Annotated in this window: 18 protein-coding genes; 8 read left to right on the plus strand and 10 right to left on the minus strand. The window is 75.5% G+C overall.

Annotated features, from left to right (window positions below; translation table 11 throughout):
• The first annotated feature begins 7 nt into the window (after positions 1–7).
• From ACIQWA_RS10360 to ACIQWA_RS10370, 3 genes are read left to right on the plus strand one after another with little or no spacing between them, the layout of a single operon-like run.
• Complete coding sequence (locus ACIQWA_RS10360) at positions 8–172, plus strand: hypothetical protein (protein ID WP_402480658.1); 165 nt, start codon at positions 8–10, stop codon at positions 170–172.
• Positions 169–1,698 (plus strand): ATP-binding protein, encoded by a 1,530-nt coding sequence (locus ACIQWA_RS10365; protein WP_402480659.1) that lies wholly within the window; start codon positions 169–171, stop codon positions 1,696–1,698. The genes ACIQWA_RS10360 and ACIQWA_RS10365 overlap by 4 nt, the downstream gene beginning before the upstream one ends.
• Positions 1,695–2,171 carry a GerMN domain-containing protein gene (locus ACIQWA_RS10370; RefSeq protein ID WP_402480661.1) on the plus strand — a complete coding sequence of 159 codons (477 nt, stop codon included), beginning with the start codon at positions 1,695–1,697 and terminating at the stop codon, positions 2,169–2,171. The genes ACIQWA_RS10365 and ACIQWA_RS10370 overlap by 4 nt, the downstream gene beginning before the upstream one ends.
• Before the next feature lie 50 nt (positions 2,172–2,221).
• Here ACIQWA_RS10370 and ACIQWA_RS10375 read toward each other — a convergent pair whose 3' ends face one another.
• A complete protein-coding gene (locus ACIQWA_RS10375; RefSeq protein WP_402480663.1) occupies positions 2,222–3,274 on the minus strand; it encodes a TerD family protein in 1,053 nt (350 codons plus the stop codon).
• 58 nt (positions 3,275–3,332) lie between these two features.
• Positions 3,333–4,613, minus strand: a complete 1,281-nt coding sequence (locus ACIQWA_RS10380; protein ID WP_402480666.1) for a cytochrome P450 — start codon at positions 4,611–4,613, stop codon at positions 3,333–3,335.
• Positions 4,614–4,682: 69 nt separating this feature from the next.
• Between ACIQWA_RS10380 and ACIQWA_RS10385 the strand changes: the two genes are divergently transcribed.
• On the plus strand, positions 4,683–6,041 hold the full coding sequence (locus ACIQWA_RS10385; protein WP_402480669.1) for a pyroglutamyl peptidase: 1,359 nt from the start codon (positions 4,683–4,685) through the stop codon (positions 6,039–6,041).
• 65 nt (positions 6,042–6,106) lie between these two features.
• Here ACIQWA_RS10385 and ACIQWA_RS10390 read toward each other — a convergent pair whose 3' ends face one another.
• Positions 6,107–6,592, minus strand: coding sequence for an inorganic diphosphatase (locus ACIQWA_RS10390; RefSeq protein ID WP_360234486.1), 486 nt, complete (start codon positions 6,590–6,592; stop codon positions 6,107–6,109).
• Positions 6,593–6,749: 157 nt separating this feature from the next.
• Between ACIQWA_RS10390 and ACIQWA_RS10395 the strand changes: the two genes are divergently transcribed.
• Complete coding sequence (locus tag ACIQWA_RS10395; protein WP_402480671.1) at positions 6,750–7,574, plus strand: hypothetical protein; 825 nt, start codon at positions 6,750–6,752, stop codon at positions 7,572–7,574.
• Between the two features lie 161 nt (positions 7,575–7,735).
• On the opposite strand, the gene ACIQWA_RS10400 is transcribed toward ACIQWA_RS10395, so the two are convergent.
• Entirely contained in the window at positions 7,736–8,161 is a 426-nt protein-coding gene (locus tag ACIQWA_RS10400) for a cupin domain-containing protein (RefSeq protein ID WP_402480674.1), read from the minus strand.
• Between the two features lie 128 nt (positions 8,162–8,289).
• A complete protein-coding gene (locus tag ACIQWA_RS10405; protein ID WP_360234390.1) occupies positions 8,290–9,021 on the minus strand; it encodes a Mut7-C RNAse domain-containing protein in 732 nt (243 codons plus the stop codon).
• Between the two features lie 133 nt (positions 9,022–9,154).
• On the opposite strand from ACIQWA_RS10405, the gene ACIQWA_RS10410 reads away from it, so the two are divergent.
• Positions 9,155–9,391 carry a hypothetical protein gene (locus ACIQWA_RS10410; RefSeq protein ID WP_402480677.1) on the plus strand — a complete coding sequence of 79 codons (237 nt, stop codon included), beginning with the start codon at positions 9,155–9,157 and terminating at the stop codon, positions 9,389–9,391.
• Here ACIQWA_RS10410 and ACIQWA_RS10415 read toward each other — a convergent pair.
• Positions 9,325–10,611, minus strand: coding sequence for an MFS transporter (locus ACIQWA_RS10415; RefSeq protein ID WP_402480680.1), 1,287 nt, complete (start codon positions 10,609–10,611; stop codon positions 9,325–9,327). The genes ACIQWA_RS10410 and ACIQWA_RS10415 overlap by 67 nt on opposite strands.
• 622 nt (positions 10,612–11,233) lie before the next feature.
• Here ACIQWA_RS10415 and ACIQWA_RS10420 point away from each other — a divergent pair.
• Positions 11,234–13,486, plus strand: a complete 2,253-nt coding sequence (locus ACIQWA_RS10420) for a molybdopterin cofactor-binding domain-containing protein (RefSeq protein ID WP_402480683.1) — start codon at positions 11,234–11,236, stop codon at positions 13,484–13,486.
• A gap of 15 nt (positions 13,487–13,501) precedes the next feature.
• Positions 13,502–13,966: a (2Fe-2S)-binding protein gene (locus tag ACIQWA_RS10425; protein ID WP_402480686.1), complete on the plus strand. Its 465-nt coding sequence runs from the start codon at positions 13,502–13,504 to the stop codon at positions 13,964–13,966.
• A 27-nt stretch (positions 13,967–13,993) separates the two neighbouring features.
• Here the strand turns inward: ACIQWA_RS10425 and ACIQWA_RS10430 are convergent, their stop codons facing one another.
• The 4 genes from ACIQWA_RS10430 to ACIQWA_RS10445 form a co-directional block, all read right to left on the minus strand.
• A complete protein-coding gene (locus ACIQWA_RS10430; RefSeq protein ID WP_402480689.1) occupies positions 13,994–14,617 on the minus strand; it encodes a TIGR03086 family metal-binding protein in 624 nt (207 codons plus the stop codon).
• A 117-nt stretch (positions 14,618–14,734) separates the two neighbouring features.
• Positions 14,735–15,490 (minus strand): SDR family NAD(P)-dependent oxidoreductase, encoded by a 756-nt coding sequence (locus ACIQWA_RS10435; RefSeq protein WP_402480691.1) that lies wholly within the window; start codon positions 15,488–15,490, stop codon positions 14,735–14,737.
• Between the two features lie 144 nt (positions 15,491–15,634).
• Positions 15,635–16,363: a methyltransferase domain-containing protein gene (locus tag ACIQWA_RS10440; protein WP_402480694.1), complete on the minus strand. Its 729-nt coding sequence runs from the start codon at positions 16,361–16,363 to the stop codon at positions 15,635–15,637.
• 147 nt (positions 16,364–16,510) lie between these two features.
• The gene (locus ACIQWA_RS10445; protein ID WP_402480696.1) at positions 16,511–17,284 is read right to left on the minus strand and encodes a transglycosylase family protein; all 774 of its coding nucleotides are present in this window, start codon (positions 17,282–17,284) and stop codon (positions 16,511–16,513) included.
• Positions 17,285–17,288 lie beyond the last annotated feature (4 nt).

The raw sequence follows: 17,288 nt of genomic DNA on the forward strand, positions 1-17,288 counted from the left end.
GGCTCCCATGGCACGGCTACTCCTGATCGAGGACGACGACTCCGCACCCGAGGCCCCGGCGCTCGGCCCGCGCTGCGGGCTGCGCCATGGCCTGCGCCGTGGCCTGCGCCGTGGCCTCGGCTGCGGCCTCGGTTGCGGCCTCGGTGGCGGCCACCGCTTCGGGCCGCAGTGACCGCCGCCGCCACCCCGGGCCCCGCACCGGCCACCGCACCCCGACCGTCCGACGACCCGCCCCCGCGGCCGGGCCCGCACCCGCCGCGGCTGGTCCGGCTGCGCCGCGCCGTCGCCGGGCTGCGGCCGCGCCTGCTGGTCGCCTTCGTCGCCGTCGCCGCCCTGAGCGCACTGGCCACCGCCACCCTCACCTACCGGGCCGCCACCACCTCCACCCTCGACCTGACCAAGGACACCGCCCTGGACGAGCTGCGCCGCCGCGTCGACGTGCTCGCCCCGGCCCTGCCCTTCCCGCCCACCCAGGGCGAACTCGACCGCCTGGCCGTCCAGTTGTCGGGCACCGGCGGCTTCCGCGACTGGCGGGTGCTGGCCTCCTACGGCACCGAGCACTCCGAGTGGACCCAGTCCGTGGCCGTCCCGCCGGCCCTCCAGCACACCGTCGACACCGGCCACGCCGCGTTCCAGCGCTTCGCCGCCGACGGCCACCCCTGGCTCGCCGTCGGCGTCCCCGTCACCTACGCGAAGGGCGGCCCCGCCGGGGCGTCCGGGCTCACCGTCTACGCCCTGCTCCCCCTCGACCGCGAGCAGAGCGCCGCCACCGCCCTGCTCGCCGGCGCCGCCGGGGCCGGGGCCTTCGCTGCCGTACTGGCCGCCGGACTCGCCCTGCTGGCCGCCCGCCAGGTGCTGCGGCCGGTCCGGGCGCTCGGCGACGCCGCCCGGGCCCTGGCCCAGGGCAAGCTGGACACCCGGCTGACCGTCACCGGCCACGACGAACTCGCCCAGCTCTCCAAGACCTTCAACCACACCGCCCGCACCCTCCAGGGCACCATCGAGGAACTGCGCGCCGTCGAGTCCCAGGGCCGGCGCTTCGCCGCCGACGTCTCGCACGAACTGCGCACCCCGCTGGCCGCGATGCTCGCCGTCACCGACATCCTCGACGAGGACGCCGAGCAGCTGCCCGCCGACACCGCCACCGCACTGCGCATGATCAGCAACGAGACCGTACGGCTGACCAGGCTGGTCAACGACCTGATCGAGATCTCCCGGCTGGACGCCGGGGCCGCCCCGCTGCGCACCGAGACCGTCGACGCCGCCACCGCCGTGCGCGAGACCCTCGACCTGCGCGGCTGGGGCGAGCAGGTCGACCTCGACCTGCCCGCCGCCCTGCCCGTCCGGCTCGACCCGCGCCGCTTCGACGTCGTCGTCGCCAACCTGGTCGGCAACGCCCTGCGACACGGCCGCCCGCCGGTGCGGCTCGCCCTGCGGGGCAGCGAGGAGGAACTGGTGCTCACCGTCACCGACCACGGTCCGGGCATCCCGCCCGCCGAACTCCCGCACCTGTTCGACCGGTTCTACAAGGCCGACAAGTCCCGGGCCCGCTCCGAGGGCAGCGGCCTGGGCCTGGCCATCGCCCAGGAGAACGCCCGGCTGCACGGCGGCCTCATCGAGGCCGCCAACGTGCCGGACGGCGGAGCGGTGTTCACCCTGGTCCTGCCCCGCGGGCTGGACGGGGAGGAGGAGTGGTGACCGTCCGCCGACTCGCCCCGCTGGCCGCCGCCCTGCTGCTGACCGGCGGCTGCTCGATCTCCACCACTGGCTCGGTCCGCAGCGGCCAGCCGGCCACCGGCGTCCAGCCCGGCACCCGGCTGTACCTCCTCGACCAGCACGGCATCCGGCCCGCCATCCGCCCGGCCACCCGGCGCGAGGACCTCCAGCAGACCCTGGACACCCTGCTCGCCGGGCCCGACCGCACGGAACAGCGCGCCGGGCTGTACAGCGACCTCCCCAAGGGCGGCCGGGTCCAGGCCACCGCCACCCCCGGCGTGGTCACCCTGCGGCTCTCCTGGCCCGCCGCCTCGCTGTCCGCCCCCGCCATCCAGCAGCTCGTCTGCACCACCGAGGACGCCCCCACCACCGGCCCGGTGCCGAAGGTCGCCATCGTCAGCAGCGACGCCCCCTCGGCCATCCAGCAGCAGTGCGACCTGCACCGCACCGGCTGAGCGAGGGGGCGTCGCTGACGGCCCAGCGAAACGACTGAGCAGGAGACGGCCTAGAAGAAGGAGTCGTCGTCCTCGTAGTAGTTGTTGACGACCACCTGCGGCTCGTCGTCGCTCAGCGCCTCGTTGAGCAGCATGCCGCCGACCAGGCCGGCCGCACCCGCGCCGATCATCGCGCCGGTGCCGAAGCGGCGGCCGCCCTGCTCGTGCTGCTGGGCGGGCACCTGCGGCTGCCCCTGCTGCGGGTACCCGGCCTGCGGGTACCCGGTCTGCGGCGGGGTGTAGAAGGGCGGGACGGTGGTCTGCACCCGCTGGGCGCAGGCGGCGCAGGCCTCGACCTGGCGCGGCACGCCCCACTGCGGCTGCCACAGCACCACGGCCGAACCGGCGCCGTGGGTGGGGTCGAAGAAACACGTCACGGGTGAACTCCCGGTAGCTGGCTGGGCCTTCGGAACAGCGGGGACGGCCGACGGTGCCACCGGCGCGGCCGGCACGGGCGCGGGAACGGGGGCCGGGGCCGGGGTAGGAGCCGGGGCCGCCGGCGCGGGCTGCAGGACGTCGACCCCGAAGTCGGTCGCGATGCCCGCGAGCCCAGAGGCGTAGCCCTGCCCGACCGCGCGGAACTTCCAGTCCGCGCCGTTGCGGTAGAGCTCGCCGAACACCATGGCCGTCTCGCTGCCCGTCTCGGGCGTCACGTCGTACCGCGCCACCTCGGTGCCGCCGTCCGCGTCGACGACCCGCACGTACGCACGGTGCACCTGGCCGAAGCTCTGCCGCCGCTGCGCCGCGTCGTAGATCGCCACCGCGAAGACGACCTTCTCCACCTGCGCCGAGACGTCCCCAAGCCGGACCTCGATCCGCTCCGCGTCCTCGCCGCCCCCGCCGGAGCCCAGGTGGCGGACCGCGCCGTCCGGGCTCTGCAGGTTGTTGAAGAAGACGAAGTGCTGGTCCGTGAGGACCTTCCCGGACGGGCCGCACAGCAGCGCGCTGGCGTCCAGGTCGTACCCGGCTCCGGCCGTCCACCCGAGGCACACCCGGACGGACCGCACGCCGGGCGCCTGCCGGTTCAGGGAGACGTTGCCACCCTTCGTCAGGGCCACACTCATGGGGCTTCCTCCACCACCGTCCGAATCACGCTGTTCGACCCCGACAACGCTGTAGAGCTCACGCCGGTTCCCGCCCCTCCGGCCGGATGCGGACGGGGAGTTCCAGCAGGCCGCGGGCCCGCAGCGCGGGGCGGTGGCGCAGCTCCTCGGCCGGGGCGTCCAGGGCGAGGTCGGGGAAGCGGCGCAGCAGGGCGGTGATCGCGAGCGCCGTCTCCAGCCGGGCCAGCGGGGCGCCCAGGCAGTAGTGGATGCCGTGGCCGAGCGCGAGGTGACCGTTCTCCCGGCGGCGCAGGTCGAGCCGGTCGGGGTCGGCGAACTGCTCGGGGTCGCGGTTGGCGGAGGCCAGCGCGAGCAGCACCGTCTCCCCGGCCGGGACGGTGACCCCACCGATGGTGACGTCCTCGCGCGGGAAGCGGCGGATGGCCAGCGGGGCCGGGCCGTCGAAGCGGGCGAACTCCTCGACGGCGCCCGCGATCAGCTCCGGTTCGGCGCGCAGGGCGGCGAGCTGCTCGGGGTGGGTGAGCAGGGCGAGGACGGCGTTGGCGATCAGGTGGACGGTGTTCTCGTAGCCGGCGAAGAGGATCAGGAAGGCCAGCGAGGTCAGTTCGTCCTCGCTCAGGCGGTCCTGGACCTCCGCGCCCCGGGCCTCCGTGCCCTGGGCGTCCCCGCCCGGTCCGCCCTGGGCGTGCTCGTCGCGGACGGCGATCAGGTCGGAGAGCAGGTCGTCGGCCGGGGTGGTGCGCTTGCGCTCGATCAGGCCGGTGAAGAAGCCGAGCATCGCCTTGACGGCGGCGCGGGCCTGCTCGGGGTGGTCCGGGTCCGGGGTGATCAGGGTGTCGGTCCAGGCCCGGAAGTCCTGCCGGTCGTCCTCGGGGACGCCGAGCAGGTCGCAGATGACGGTGATCGGCAGCGGGGCGGCGTAGGCCGCGAGCAGGTCGACCCGGCCGGACGGTCCGGCGGCCGCCTCGACGGCGTCGAGGAGCTGCTCGGCGACGCGCTCGACCGGGGCCTGCAGGGCGGCGATCCGGCGCGGGGTGAAGGCCTGCCCGACCAGGCGGCGGATCCGGGTGTGGTCCGGCGGGTCCATGTTGAGCAGGTTGGCGTCCAGCGCGGGCGGCAGCGCGAAGCCCCGGTAGTTGCCGGGGGCGGCGTGCGAGCGGTCGAGGGCCAGGCGCGGGTCGGCCAGCGCCCGGCGGACGTCCGGGTAGCGGGTGACCAGCCAGACGGGCAGCCCGTCCGGGCCGGTGACCCGGTGCACGGGCGCCTCGGCGCGCAGCGCGGCGTAGGCGCCGTAGGGGTCGCTGATCAGGGACTTCACGGTCGGATCGAGGGGTGTCACCCGCTCAGCCTACGGGTACGGCGCAGGCACCCTGGCGGGGTGTCAGCCCGCCGCCTAGTGTCAGTGGGCATGACAAACGCCCGCCGCTCCGACCTCACCCGCCCCGACACCACCCGCTCAGACACGACCCGCTCCGACCTCACCCGCTCCACCGCCGACCGGACCGCCCGCCGCTCCGCCGCCGTGGTGACCGCGCTCGCCGGCGCCCTCGCCGCGCTGCTCGCCCCCGCCGCCGGGGCCCAGGCCGCACCGGCCGGCTGCCGGACCGTCACCACCGCCCCGCTGGACGCCGAACAGGCCCGACTCCAGGACGCCCGGACCACCGCCTTCACCGAGCGTTCCGGCCTCGCCGACCTGCTCCACGGCTTCCCCGCCGCGCTCTGCTCCGCCCGCACCGCCGACCGCGCCCAGCGGGTGGTCGACAGCTGGGGCCGCAAGCTCTGGCAGGCCGGCCTCGACCGCGCCCAGGGTCGCCGCCCCGGCGGCGAACTGCCCGCCCTGGACGACCGCCCGCTGTACTGGGCACGACTCGCCATGACCGTCCGACTCGCCCAGTGGCAGCCCCGGTTCGACGTCGACCACGCCGCCCTGCGGGCCCGCTTCGAGGACGCCTCGCGCGGCCTCGGCGACGGCTTCGCCGACGAACCCGGCCCCGGCGCCCGACGGATCTTCGTCAGCGGCTTCGACCCGTACGGCCTGGACACCGAAGCGCGCCGCGCCAACCCCTCCGGAGCGGCCGTCCTGCAACTGCACGGGCAGCGGATCACCCTCGCCGACGGCAGCACCGCCGAGGTGCGGGCCGTCGTCCTGCCGGTGCGCTACCGCGACTTCGACCAGGGCATCGTGGAACGCGCCTTCGGCCCCCATCTGGAGCCCGGCGGCCCGCAGTCCGCCGACCTGATCACCAGCATCAGCCAGGGCTACCCCGGCACGTTCACCCTGGAGGCCTGGGCCGGCCGCGCCCGCTCCGCCGACCCGGCCACCGACAACCTCGGCGCGCTCTCCGGCGGCACCTGGCAGCACCCGGTGGACGCCCCGGGCCTCGGCGACGGCCCGCAGTTCATCCGCACCACCCTGCCCACCGACGCGATGACGGCCGTCCAGCAGCCCTACCCCGTGCTGCTCAACACCCCCGTCACCGAGATCCCCGCGGGCGCCACCGAGCCGGTCGACCGCCCCGACGGCCCGACCCCGGGCTCCCGCGCCGTCGCCGGGGGCGGCGGGGGCTACCTCTCCAACGAGGTCGCCTACCGGTCCAACCGCCTGCGCCTCGACCTCGCCCCCGGGCTGCCCGGCGGCCACCTCCACACCCCCGTCCTCACCGGCCTCCCGGACCAGCAGGACCGCGTCACCTCAGCGGCGTTCGAGCAGAACGAGGCCGCCATCGCCGCCCAGGTGCGCGCGATCCTGAGCAGCGCGCGGCTCTGAGTCGGTGCACCCCGCTGAGCCCGGGCCGGGCCCGGGCCGGGCCCGGGCTCAGCTGCGGCCCGGGCTCAGGCCGGGCGGGCGAAGCGGGTGCCCGCCGCCCGGGCGCGTGAGTCGGCGATCTCGGCGTAGGCGGCGTCCCGCCCCGCCCAGTGCGAGCCCTCGACCGACTTGCCGCGCTCCAGGTCCTTGTAGACCTGGAAGAAGTGGGTGATCTCCAGCAGGTCGAACTCGGGTAGGTCGCCGATGTCCCGCAGCTCGGCGTAGCGGGGGTCGCGGGCCGGGACGCAGAGGACCTTCTGGTCGGGGCCGCGCTCGTCGCGCATCACCCACATCCCGACCGCCCGGCAGGTGAGCACGCAGCCGGGGACGGCGGGTTCGCCGCCCAGCACGAGTGCGTCCAGCGGTTCCCCGTCGCCGCCGAGGGTGCGTTCGACGTACCCGTAGTCGGCGGGGTAGCGGGTGGCGGTGAAGAGGGTGCGGTCCAGCCGGATCCGGCCCGCGTCGAAGTCCATCACGTACTTGTTGCGCGATCCCTGCGGGATCTCGATCATCACCTCGAACTCCGCCGGTTCCACGGGCTCCACGAGTTCCACGGGTTCCACCCTCGCCTCCTCCACTGGTCCTGGGAAGATTGTCCGCCGTCAGGGCTCCGTGAGCAGCTACCGGAACGACACCCGTCGTTCGGGCCCGGCCGATAGCATCCGCACCATGGGGAGCTGGCAGGTCACGGTCATGAACCACCGTCGCGAGTCCGGCGGCCGTCCGCAGGGACGCCCGGCGGGGCCGTTGGCGCGGCACGACGGCTGGGCCGTGCACGGCGGGGACGGCGAGCTCAGCTGGGTCGACCCCAACGGCGAGGTCCGCTGGCGCCGCCCCTGCCCGGGCCGGCCGAACGCGGCGCACCTCTCCGCCGACCGGGTGCTGGTCACCACCGACTCCTTCGACTACACCGCCTGGGGCCACCTCGGCCCGGCCCTGCTGCTGGACCTCGCCGACGGCACCCTGGTCGCCGAGCTGCGCGGGGAGCGCGGTGCGGCGCTCGGCGACGGGCGCTTTCTCCTGGGCCTGGAGGGCTACGGCGCCTTCGACACCAGGGCCCACGACCGGGACGGCGCCGTGGTCGACTCCTGGCGCAGCTACGGCCACTACGTGGTCGGCGCGGTCGGCACCGGCCTGCGGGTGGTGGAGACCGACCGCCGCCACCCCACCGGCAGCCGGGTGGTGCGGCTGCTGCCCGGCGGGGTGGTCCAGCCCGGCCCCCTGCTGTGCGACGCCTTGGCCCCCGAGCCGCTGGTGCTGCCCGACGGCACCCTGCTGGTGCTGGACGCCGGAGTGCTGCGCGCCGTCGGACGGGAGCTGGACGACGCGGTGCTCGCCGAACTGCTCCCGCTCGACCCTGCCGACCGGCACCGCTTCACCGGTTCGCTGCGCCGCAGCCCCGAGGGCCTGACCGCGACCCTGGTCGAACGCCACCCGACCCGGATGGGCCGCTACAGCTCGCACATCTGGACGCTCGGCCTGCGGACCGGCTGATCAGGGCAACTGCCCTCGTACCAGCGGCAGTTACTGCACCGAGACCGGCCGGAGGTCGATCGCCGCCCGTCGCGCCCGCCCCTGCGGGAACGGGGTGGCTGCGGCGGTGCGGCGTGACCGCCGGTGGCCCGTCCGCCCCGTCCGCCCCGTCCTCCCCCGGCTCATCGGCCGGTCGCCTTCCAGGGGCCTTCCTCGGGGCGCGCCTCGGTGTCCGTGCCCGGCCAGGGCGGCATGGTGACGGCGGTGATGCGCAGCGGCCCGTCGGTGTCCGGATCGGCCCGGAACTGGAAGGCGGTGCCCAGCGGGATCGAGACGGCCGTCCCCGGGGCGAGCCGGTGGACCTCCTCCCGGCCGTCCTGGCGCCGCCACAGCTCGCCGTGGCCGGCCGTGACCTGCCACAGCTCCTGCACGGTGGCGTGCGAGACGGCGTGGGTGACCTGCCCGGGGGCGAGTTCGAAGACCGCGAGGCTGCCGAGCCCGTCCAGGACCAGCAGCGGGCGGACCTCGGCGCCGTCGGGCGCGGTCACCACCGGGGCGTCCGCTGTCTCGGCGCTCTCGAAGGGTTGGTGCACCGGCTGATCGCTCATCCGACGGCCCGGCCTCTCTCGTACGAAGGAGTTCCTGGGTTCGTCCCCCACCGGAGAGCAGACCATGCCCGCCGAGCGGCCCGCCAGCCGCAGCGGTCCGTATCCGACCCCGGGAGAACCCGGCTCCGCTACCTCGGGACTCCCCCGAACTCGCGCACCGCGTCGGTGACGATGGCCTCCAGCCGGGCGTGGTGGGCGCCGCGCCAGTAGGCCTGGCCGCAGTCCGCGCACTGGGCGAAGGCGTCGTAGGAGCGCTCGGTGCCGTCGTGCAGCTGTTCGCGCACCGTGGTCTTGCTCACCGTGCGCAACGTGCCGTTGCAGGTGGTGCACCGGCTCCAGGGGGCCAGCGGCGGGGCGAAGCGGGAGAGCACGTCGCGCAGTTGCTCGGCGGGGCGGTGGCTGTAGACGTACGCGCCGGCCCACAGTTCGCGGCGGCGCAGCAGGCCGCGGTCGCGCGAGAGCATGACGCGCTGTTCGGCGGCGGAGCGGGCGGCCAGCGCGGCGTCGCCGATGTCGGGGTTCTCGTACGCGGCGTCGATGCCGAGCAGGCGCAGTCGGCGGGTGAGGGTGCCGAGGTGGACGTCCAGCAGGAAGCGCGGCGGGGCGGGCGAGGGCTGCGGCCGGGCGACGGCGGCGACGCTGACCTGCTCGGCGTCGGCCGGGACGTACGAGTCGGGCACCGGGCGGCCGTCCACCAGCAGACTGCCGACCTCGGTGAGCGGCACGCCCAGGGACTCGACCAGGTGGCCGAGGCTGGAGGTGCCGTCGGTACGCAGCGCGGTGCGGCCGGCCCGCCGGGGCGCGGAGACGAAGAGGTGCAGCTCAGGGGCGAAGTCGAGCCAGATCTGGGGTCTGTCCACGCGGCCAGCATGCCAGCGGTCGGCGGGCCGGTGCCAGCGGTTTCCGATGCCCCCGCGCGGGGCCCTGCGCGGCGGGCCCGCGGAGTAGCATCGGCCGTATCCGGAACAGCGGCAGCGGCGGTTGGAGCGTGCGATGGCCGGGAACGAGCGGCGGGACGGCCGGCCGGTCCGGTCGGACGGCCTGGTGGAGGAAGTACCGGACGGCCTGGCGGAGGAAGCGCCGGACGACCTGTTCGCCGACCGCTCCGAGCGGCGGGCCCCCACGGGCGGGCCCGCGGCGCCGTACGGCGGCGACGACGATCTCTACGGCGCCTCGGCGGCGGTGGCCCCGACGGCCGAGGAGGACGGCGCGGGGACCGGGGGCAGGTAGTCGCGGTCGCGCGCCGCCCAGCGGGCCACCGGGCCCATCGCGTACCCGGCGGCCAGGAACACCCCGCCCAGCACCAGCCAGCCCGCGAGCCCGCCGTCGAGCAGCAGCGCGGTGAGCAGCAACGGCCCCAGGGTGCGGGCGACGGCGACGCCGGTGCCGAAGAAGCCCTGGTACTGGCCGATCCGCTCCGGCGGCGCGAGGTCGAAGCCGAGCTGCCAGGAGCCGGCCGACTGCCGCATCTCGCCCACCACCTGCAGCACGGCCGCGACCACCAGCAGGGCGGCGAACGCCCACACCGGGACGGACAGCACGGACAGTCCGCAGACCGCGCAGGAGGCGAGCAGCAGCACCCCGGAGGAGCGCACGGCCCGGACGGCCGAGTCCAGTCCGCTGACGTCGCGGGCCGCCCGGACCTGGAAGGCCAGCACGGCCAGGGTGTTGAGCACGAACAGCGCCGAGCCGAGCCAGCCGAGGCCGGGGGCGCGCTGGGCGATCCACAGCGGCAGGATCAGGCTGAGCATCGGCATCCGCAGCAGCAGCACGGTGTTGACCAGGGTGACGGCGGCGTAGCGGCGGTCCCGCAGCACGGCCAGTCGCGGGCCGGCGGCCGGGTCGGCCGGTGCGGGCGGGGCCTCGGGCAGCCGGCGCAGCACCAGCGCACCGGCCAGGAAGCCGAGGGCGGTGACGGTGAAGGCCCCGAAGTAGGCCCCGGGGGTGCCGACGGTGAGTGCGATGCCGCCGATGGCGGCGCCAACGGCCAGTCCCCCGTTGAGGGTTGACTGGAGGTGGGCGAGCAGTCCGGTGCGCTCGGCGGTCGGGACCAGGCCCGCGACCAGGGCCTGCCGGGCGGCGGTGAGGCCGGACTGCGCGGTGGCGTAGAGGCAGACGGCGAGCAGGAACAGCGGGTAGGAGCGGACCACCAGGAGGACGGCGACCACGCCGGCCGTGGCGAGCGCGAGGGCCACGGCGGTGCGGCGCGGGCCGCGTCGGTCGGCGAGGGCGCCGAGCGGGACGCCCGCCAGCGAGCCGAGCGCCCAGGCGACGGCGAGGCCGAAGCCGAGGGCGGTCGGCGACATCCCGATGACGCGGGTGAAGTAGAGCGCGGAGCAGGTGTAGTAGGCGCCGTCGCCCACCGCGCTCGCCAACTGGGCTGCGGCGAGCGTGCGTTGGGGGCCGGCGGGGGGCAGCAGGGCGGGCCGGGCGGCGCTCTGGTTCGGCACTTCTCTCCTGTCGGATCCAGGCGGGCGGTCATGCGGACGGGCATGCGGGCGGCCCTGCGGACGGTCGACCGCGCAGGCGGTGGACCGGCCGGACGGGCGGCGCGCGGGCCGGACGTTCGCTACCGCTCGGGACGCTCCTCGGTGGGACGGGGTCCAGCCTAGGGAAGAAGTGGACCGGCCGACAGGTCCATTGATCTTGAATTTTCCCGGTCCACTTCCGTGGTCCCGCCGCATCGCCGGACGATCCGTGAACTCCCGTACGACGGAGCCCTGTTGATCGTCCGGCAGCATACCGAGCGGCCCGCCGACGCCCGGCCCGCCCGGCCGAAGACCCCTCCGTACCCGCTCCGACTCCCCCGGACGAAGCGGACCGGACACCTCCACCACCCGGCCGGAGGGCCAAGATTGGCCGTGTTGACCCGTCAGTAACGCCCTCCTATGCTCATCGGCGTCCGCTCTCCGGCACTGGGGCCGGGGCCGTCCGCGCCCGCCCGATCCGGCGCCGTCTCCGGCTCGAAGGGCCCCTCCCATCAGTACCTCCACCGTCCCCTCGGGCCTCGCCGACCGCGAGGACCCCACCGGCCCCGCGGAGCCCGTACGGCCCGTCGACCCCGCCGAGTCCGTGGACCGTGCCGAACCCGTGGACCGGGCCGAGCCCGGTGAGCCCACCGGCCGTCGCCGCTTCCTCACCTACCTGCTGGCCGCCCCCACCCTCACCGTCGCCGCCCGGCTCGGCCTCGACGCCGCCGCGCCCGCCACCGCCCGGGCCGCCGAGCGCACCGCAGCGGCCACCCGCGACGCCGCCGCGCCCCCGCAACTGCTCGGCCTGCCCGGCATCCCCGACGTCCTCGACCTCGGCGACGCGATGATCCTCGCCGGCCTGCCGACCTCCCACCTGCTGGTGCTCGAAATCACCCCCGCCGGGCGTGCCGCGCTGTACCTGCCCCGGCTGGAGGTCGGCCAGGGCCTCACCACCGCCATCGCCATGCTGGTCGCCGAGGAACTCGACGCCGACCTCACCGACGTGGACGTGCCGCTCTCCGACGGCCGCCCCGAACTGCTCTTCAACCAGCTCACCGGCGGCTCCAACTCGGTGCGCTCGCTGTACGACCCGGTGCGCGCCGCGGCCGCCGCCGCCCGCGCCCGGCTGGTCACCGCCGCCGCGAACCGCTGGAACGTTCCCGCGACCACCCTGCGCACCGCCGGCTCCGCCGTCCTCGCCCCCGACGGGCGGCACCTGCGCTTCGGCGAACTCGCCGCCGACGCCGCCACCGTGGCCGTACCCGCCGTCCCCGCCACCCCCAAGCCGGCCGACCAGCGCCGCCTGGTCGGCCGGCCCACCGGCCGCATCGACGCCCGCGACATCGTCACCGGCCGCGCCAAGTACGCCGGGGACCTCCGGATCCCGGGCGCCGCGCCCACCGTCGTCGCCCGCCCGACCACCGTCAACGGCACCCTCAAGTCCCTGGACGCCTCGGTCGCCCGCGCCATGCCCGGGGTCCTCGCCGTGGTGCAGATCCCCACCGGCGTCGCCGTCCTCGCCGAGACCTTCGACCAGGCCCTCAAGGCCCGCGACGCGCTGCGCACCACCTGGAACCCCGGCCCGGCCGCCGACCTCTCCACCGAGGACGTCCGGGCCCGGCTGCGCGCCGCGCACGCGCCGTTCCTGCTGCCGCCGCTGCTGACCCCGTACCTGGACGGCGAGTTCGACTTCGCCTTCGTCAACCACGCCCCGATGGAGGTGCTCACCGCCGTCGCCGACGTCCGGCCCGGCCGCGCCGAACTCTGGTTCGCCGCCCAGAGCCCGATCATCGCCCAGCAGACCATCGCCGCCGAACTCGGCCTGCCGCAGAACGCCGTCACCGTCCACGTCGTACGCGGCGGCGGCTCCTTCGGCCGCCGGCTGTTCTTCGACGCCGCCCTGGAGGCCGCCCAGATCTCCCAGGCCGCCGGCCGCCCGGTCAAACTGATGTGGACCCGCAACGACGACATGCGGCACGGCCGGATGCGCCCCGCCAGTCACCACCGCATCCGCGCCACCTACGGCCTCGGCCAGGTGCTCACCTGGGAGCACCGCGCCGCCACCGTGCGCACCGACCTCTCGCACGGCCTCGGCGAGGCCCTCACCGGCGCCGGGTTCAACCTCTCCGTCGCCGGGATCAGCCTCGCCCAGGCCTTCTTCCTGCTCACCGAGAAGAACCCGTACAACGTCGGCGTCCCCACCCAGCTGCTCGCCGAACTCCCGCTGCCGCTGCACACCGGCAGCTGGCGCTCCGTCTACTCCGGCATGGTCCGGGTCGCCGACGAGATCATGATGGACGAACTCGCCCGCCGGATGGGCCAGGACGAGGTCGCCTTCCGGCGCGCCAGGGTGCGCGACGCCGCCGGCCGGACCCTCCTGGACACCGTCGCCAAGGCCGGCAACTGGGGCCGCCCGATGCCCGACGGCCAGGCCCAGGGCGTCGGCTACCACGACGAGAACGGCGGCCGGGCCGCCTACCTGGTCGAACTCGACGCCACCGACCGCGCCAACCCCCGGGTCACCAAGGCCGTCATCGCCGCCGACGTCGGCCAGGTCATCAACCCCCGTGGTCTGGAAGCCCAGTTGACCGGCGCGCTGATGGACGGCATCTCGGTGATCCTGCAGGCCGGCAACCACCTCGACAACGGCGCCTTCCGGGAAGGCAGTTACGCCGACTTCCACTACGCCCGGCAGCGCAACGCCCCGCCGACGGTCGAGATCCACCTGATGCCGCCCAGCGGATCCCCGGGCGGGGCGGGCGAGTTGGGTGTCCCGGCCGCCTCCGCCGCCGTCGCCAACGCCTACGCCCGCGCCACCGGCACCAGCCCGCGCTCCTTCCCGATCAACTTCTGAGGACCTCGACTCCCCATGCCCACCCACACCTTCGTCCTCAACGGGCAGCCCGTCAACGTCGACGCCCCGGACGACATGCCGCTGCTCTGGGTCCTGCGCGACAAGCTCGGCGTCACCGGCCCCAAGTACGGCTGCGGCGTGGGCGTCTGCCGCGCCTGCACCAGCCACCTGGACGGCCAGGAGTTCCAGCCCTGCACCCGCTCGGTCAAGGACTGCGCGGGCCGCACCGTCACCACCATCGAGGGCCTCGCCGACGGCGACACCCTCCACCCCGTCCAGGAAGCCTGGATCGACTGCGACGTCGCCCAGTGCGGCTTCTGCCAGCCCGGCCAGATCATGACCGCCGTCGCCCTGCTGCGCCGCACCCCGAACCCGACGGACGCCGACATCGACCAGATCCAGAACATCTGCCGCTGCGGCAGCTACCCCCGCATCCGCGAGGCCATCAAGCGCGCCGCCACCACCGGCCAGGCGCACTGACCCACCTGCGGACCGCCGCAGAGGACCCTATGCGCCGGTGCCCGCCGCCGGGTCGCGACCGAAGAAGGCGGCGAGCAGGTCGTACGCCGGGGCGTCCGGTGGGGCGGGGACTTCGGGGCCGAAGGCGTGGTGGTCGGCCTCGTCGCCGCGGTACTCGGGTTTGAGCGCGCCGTGCGCCCAGTCGAGTGCCGCCCGGGCCACCTGGTGGTCCAGGCCCTCGGTGGACCGGCCGGTGGCGCGGGCCAGGTCCCAGGCGTGGACGGCGAATTCGGCGGTCTGCTGGTCGACCGGGAAGCGGGCCGGGAGGGTGGCGCCGCCGGGGAGCTCGACCGTACCGGTGAGGTCCCCGGCGGCGCGCCAGGCCTCGACCAGCCGCTCGGCCCCGGCTTCGAAGGCGTGCAGCCAGTCCTCCTCGACCCGGTCGAAGGGCCGGCTCCAGTCCGGCTGCCCGCCTTCGGCCCGGACGGTGAACTGCCGCAGGTCGTACAGGAGGTGGCTGATCAGGTCGCCGACGTCCCAGGAGCGGCAGGGGGTCGGGTGGCCGGCCAGTTCCACGCCGGTGCCGTCGATCAGCCCGGCGGTCTGGGCGAGGGCCCGGGCGAGCAGCTCGATCGGGTCCACCGGCTCGGCCGGGTCGTCCACCTCGGTCATGGCACACCTCTCGGTCGGGGGGCGCACGGGCCGTGCCGGGCGATCGTAAGCGTGGTCGCCGACGACCGCCCGGCACGACACCGCCACCCCCGCCGAACGGGAGATGCGCCACGCAGGTCAGGCGGCGAAGCCGCCGTCCACCGACAGTTCCGCGCCGGTGACGTAGCGGCCGTCCTCGCCCACCAGGTAGGAGACGGCGCCCGCGACCTCCGCCACCGTGCCGTAGCGGCCGAGGGCGACGAAGCCGCGCTGGAAGTCGGCGGACTCACCGTCGGCCGGGTTCATGTCGGTGTCGATCGGGCCCGGGTGGACCAGGTTGGCGGTGATCCCGCGCGGGCCGAGCTCCCTGGCCAGCGCCTTGGTCAGACCGATCAGCGCGGCCTTGCTGGTCGCGTAGAGCGCGGCACCGGGGAAGACGACGCGCTGGGCGATGCAGCTGCCGATGCTGACGATCCGCCCGCCCGCGGTCAGGTGCGGGACGGCCGCCCGGGCGTACAGGTACGGCGCCCGGACGTTCACCGCCAGCACCCGGTCGACCTCCTCGACCGTGCTCGCCTCGATCGGCCCGCCGGCCCCGACGCCCGCGTTGTTGACCAGTACGTCCAGCCGCCCGAACCGCTCGACGACCGCCGCCACGGCCGCCTCCACCGCCGCCGGGTCGGCGCTGTCGGCGCGCACCGCCCAGCCCGTCCGCCCCATCGCGGTGATCTTGGCGACCACCTCCTCGGCCCGCTCGGCCGAGCCCTGGTAGGTCAGCGCCACGTGGGCGCCGTCCTCGGCCAGCCGCAGCGCGACCGCGGCCCCGATCCCCCGGCTGCCGCCGGTCACCAGGGCCACCTTGCCGTCGAGCGCTGCCGCACCGTTCATCGTCATGTCCTCGGATCTCCTCGTGCACCGTTGTTCCGATCGCGTCCCGGCCGGGTGCCGGCCGGCGTTCCGCTCTCGGTGGGTGAGTCGATCCTGTTCCGGATTCCTTGACGTCTCCGGCGGTATTCGGACGTTGCGTTCAACGTTCAACTACGACTCCGCGCGCCCCCGGGGCACGACCGCCCGCCGGTAGTACGACCCGACCGCGGGCTGCCCGGTCCAGTTCGGCCCGGCCGACGGGTCGGCACCCGCGTACTCGAACGGCAGCGCGACCGGCCGTCCGCCGTCCAGGAGCAGCAGGTGACGGCGCGGGCGGTACTCGAACCCGGCCGCCCGCAGCGCGGCCAGCACCGCCCGGCCCGCTCCGGAGCCGTCGGGGCGGCGCACCGACTCCGGGTCGAAGTGGGCGGCGAAACGGCCGTCCGGGCTCAGCCAGGAGGCGGCGCGGGCGATCGCGCCGAGCTGGTCGCCGAGGTAGTGCAGCCCGTGCACACAGGTGATCAGCTGGTACGACCGCTCGGGCGCCCAGCCGGCGAGCGCCGCCGTCACCAGGCGGAGCCGGGCCCCGGCCGGCGGGACGGGCGGCGGGACGGCCGCCACGACGGGCGGCGGGACCAGCGGTCCGACCAGGTCCACCCCCGTCAGCTCGGCGCCGGCGGGCAGCGCTGCGGCCGCCTCGACCAGCGCCCGGCCCTCCCCGCTGCACAGGTCCAGCCAGCCGGGCGCGGCGCCGCCGTGCTCCCGGAGCCAGGCGGCGGGGTCGAAGCCCAGCTCACGGGTGTAGCTGTTGACGCCACGGAGCCCGCGCCCGCGGTTCATCGTGCTGTTGGCCACCACGGAGGAGGCGGTGAGCGCACTGTCATCGATCAGTCGGACCATCGGACGACCCTATCGACGCGGAAGCCCGACACGCCGAAGGGCCCCGGCGCGAGGACGCACCCGGACGCGCCGAACGGCCACCCCGCGCAGGGGTGGCCGCCGGAGCGCGCCGGATCTCACCGGATCTCACCGGTGGGCGGTGGAGCGTCAGACGGTCAGCGTCTGCCCCGGGAAGATCAGGTCCGGGTCGGCGCCGATGGTGCGGGCGTTCTTGCTGTACAGGCCGTCGGTGTCGACGCCGAACTTGGCGGCGATGTCGCTCAGCGTGTCACCGCTGCGGACGGTGTACTCGCCACCGGCGGTGTTCTTCGCCGCCGCCGGAGCGGACTGCACCGGCTTGGCCGACGGACGGCCCTGCGGGGCCTGCGCGGCGTTCGGCTTCGCCTTCGGGGCGGCCGCCTTCGGAGCCGCCTGCTGGGCGGCCTTGGGGGCCGCCTTCGCGGCCCGCTTGGCCGGCTTGGCGGCGGTCGCGGGCCGGTCCGCAGCACCCGAGCCCGCCGAGGTGTCGACGGCGGCCGGCGCGCCGCCCCTGCTCAGGCCCGCCTTCTGGGAGCACACGGGCCAGGCGCCCGGCCCCTGCGAGGCGAGCACCTTCTCGGCGACGGCGATCTGCTGCGCCCTGGTCGCCTGGTGGGCCTGGGGAGCGTACGCGGTTCCGCCGTACGCGGCCCAGGTGGAGGGGGTGAACTGCAGTCCGCCGTTGAAGCCGTTGCCGGTGCTGATGCTCCAGTTCCCGCCGCTCTCGCACTGGGCGACGGCGTCCCAGGTGGAGGAGGGTGCGGCGGAGGCCGAGGTGGCCGTGACGAGGCCGGCCACCGGCAGGGCCGCGACGGCGGCGCCTGCGACGACCGCCATCCGCAGGCGGTTGCGCTTGCTGGTGGTGGTCTCGGTGGCAGCGGCGGTCTCGTGACGGGAAGTCATGAAT

It is taken from the genome of Kitasatospora sp. NPDC098652, from assembly GCF_044760155.1.
GTDB lineage: Bacteria > Actinomycetota > Actinomycetes > Streptomycetales > Streptomycetaceae > Kitasatospora.

Bases quoted from the DNA above. Each gene is read 5' to 3' on its own strand.
- ACIQWA_RS10425 (WP_402480686.1), top strand. From the start codon at position 13,502: ATGCCCACCCACACCTTCGTCCTCAACGGGCAGCCCGTCAACGTCGAC.
- ACIQWA_RS10360 (WP_402480658.1), top strand. From the start codon at position 8: ATGGCACGGCTACTCCTGATCGAGGACGACGACTCCGCACCCGAGGCC.
- ACIQWA_RS10385 (WP_402480669.1), top strand. From the start codon at position 4,683: ATGACAAACGCCCGCCGCTCCGACCTCACCCGCCCCGACACCACCCGC.
- ACIQWA_RS10375 (WP_402480663.1), bottom strand. From the start codon at position 3,274: ATGAGTGTGGCCCTGACGAAGGGTGGCAACGTCTCCCTGAACCGGCAG.
- ACIQWA_RS10430 (WP_402480689.1), bottom strand. From the start codon at position 14,617: ATGACCGAGGTGGACGACCCGGCCGAGCCGGTGGACCCGATCGAGCTG.
- ACIQWA_RS10400 (WP_402480674.1), bottom strand. From the start codon at position 8,161: ATGAGCGATCAGCCGGTGCACCAACCCTTCGAGAGCGCCGAGACAGCG.
- ACIQWA_RS10440 (WP_402480694.1), bottom strand. From the start codon at position 16,363: ATGGTCCGACTGATCGATGACAGTGCGCTCACCGCCTCCTCCGTGGTG.
- ACIQWA_RS10395 (WP_402480671.1), top strand. From the start codon at position 6,750: ATGGGGAGCTGGCAGGTCACGGTCATGAACCACCGTCGCGAGTCCGGC.
- ACIQWA_RS10445 (WP_402480696.1), bottom strand. From the start codon at position 17,284: ATGACTTCCCGTCACGAGACCGCCGCTGCCACCGAGACCACCACCAGC.
- ACIQWA_RS10410 (WP_402480677.1), top strand. From the start codon at position 9,155: ATGGCCGGGAACGAGCGGCGGGACGGCCGGCCGGTCCGGTCGGACGGC.
- ACIQWA_RS10435 (WP_402480691.1), bottom strand. From the start codon at position 15,490: ATGACGATGAACGGTGCGGCAGCGCTCGACGGCAAGGTGGCCCTGGTG.
- ACIQWA_RS10390 (WP_360234486.1), bottom strand. From the start codon at position 6,592: ATGATCGAGATCCCGCAGGGATCGCGCAACAAGTACGTGATGGACTTC.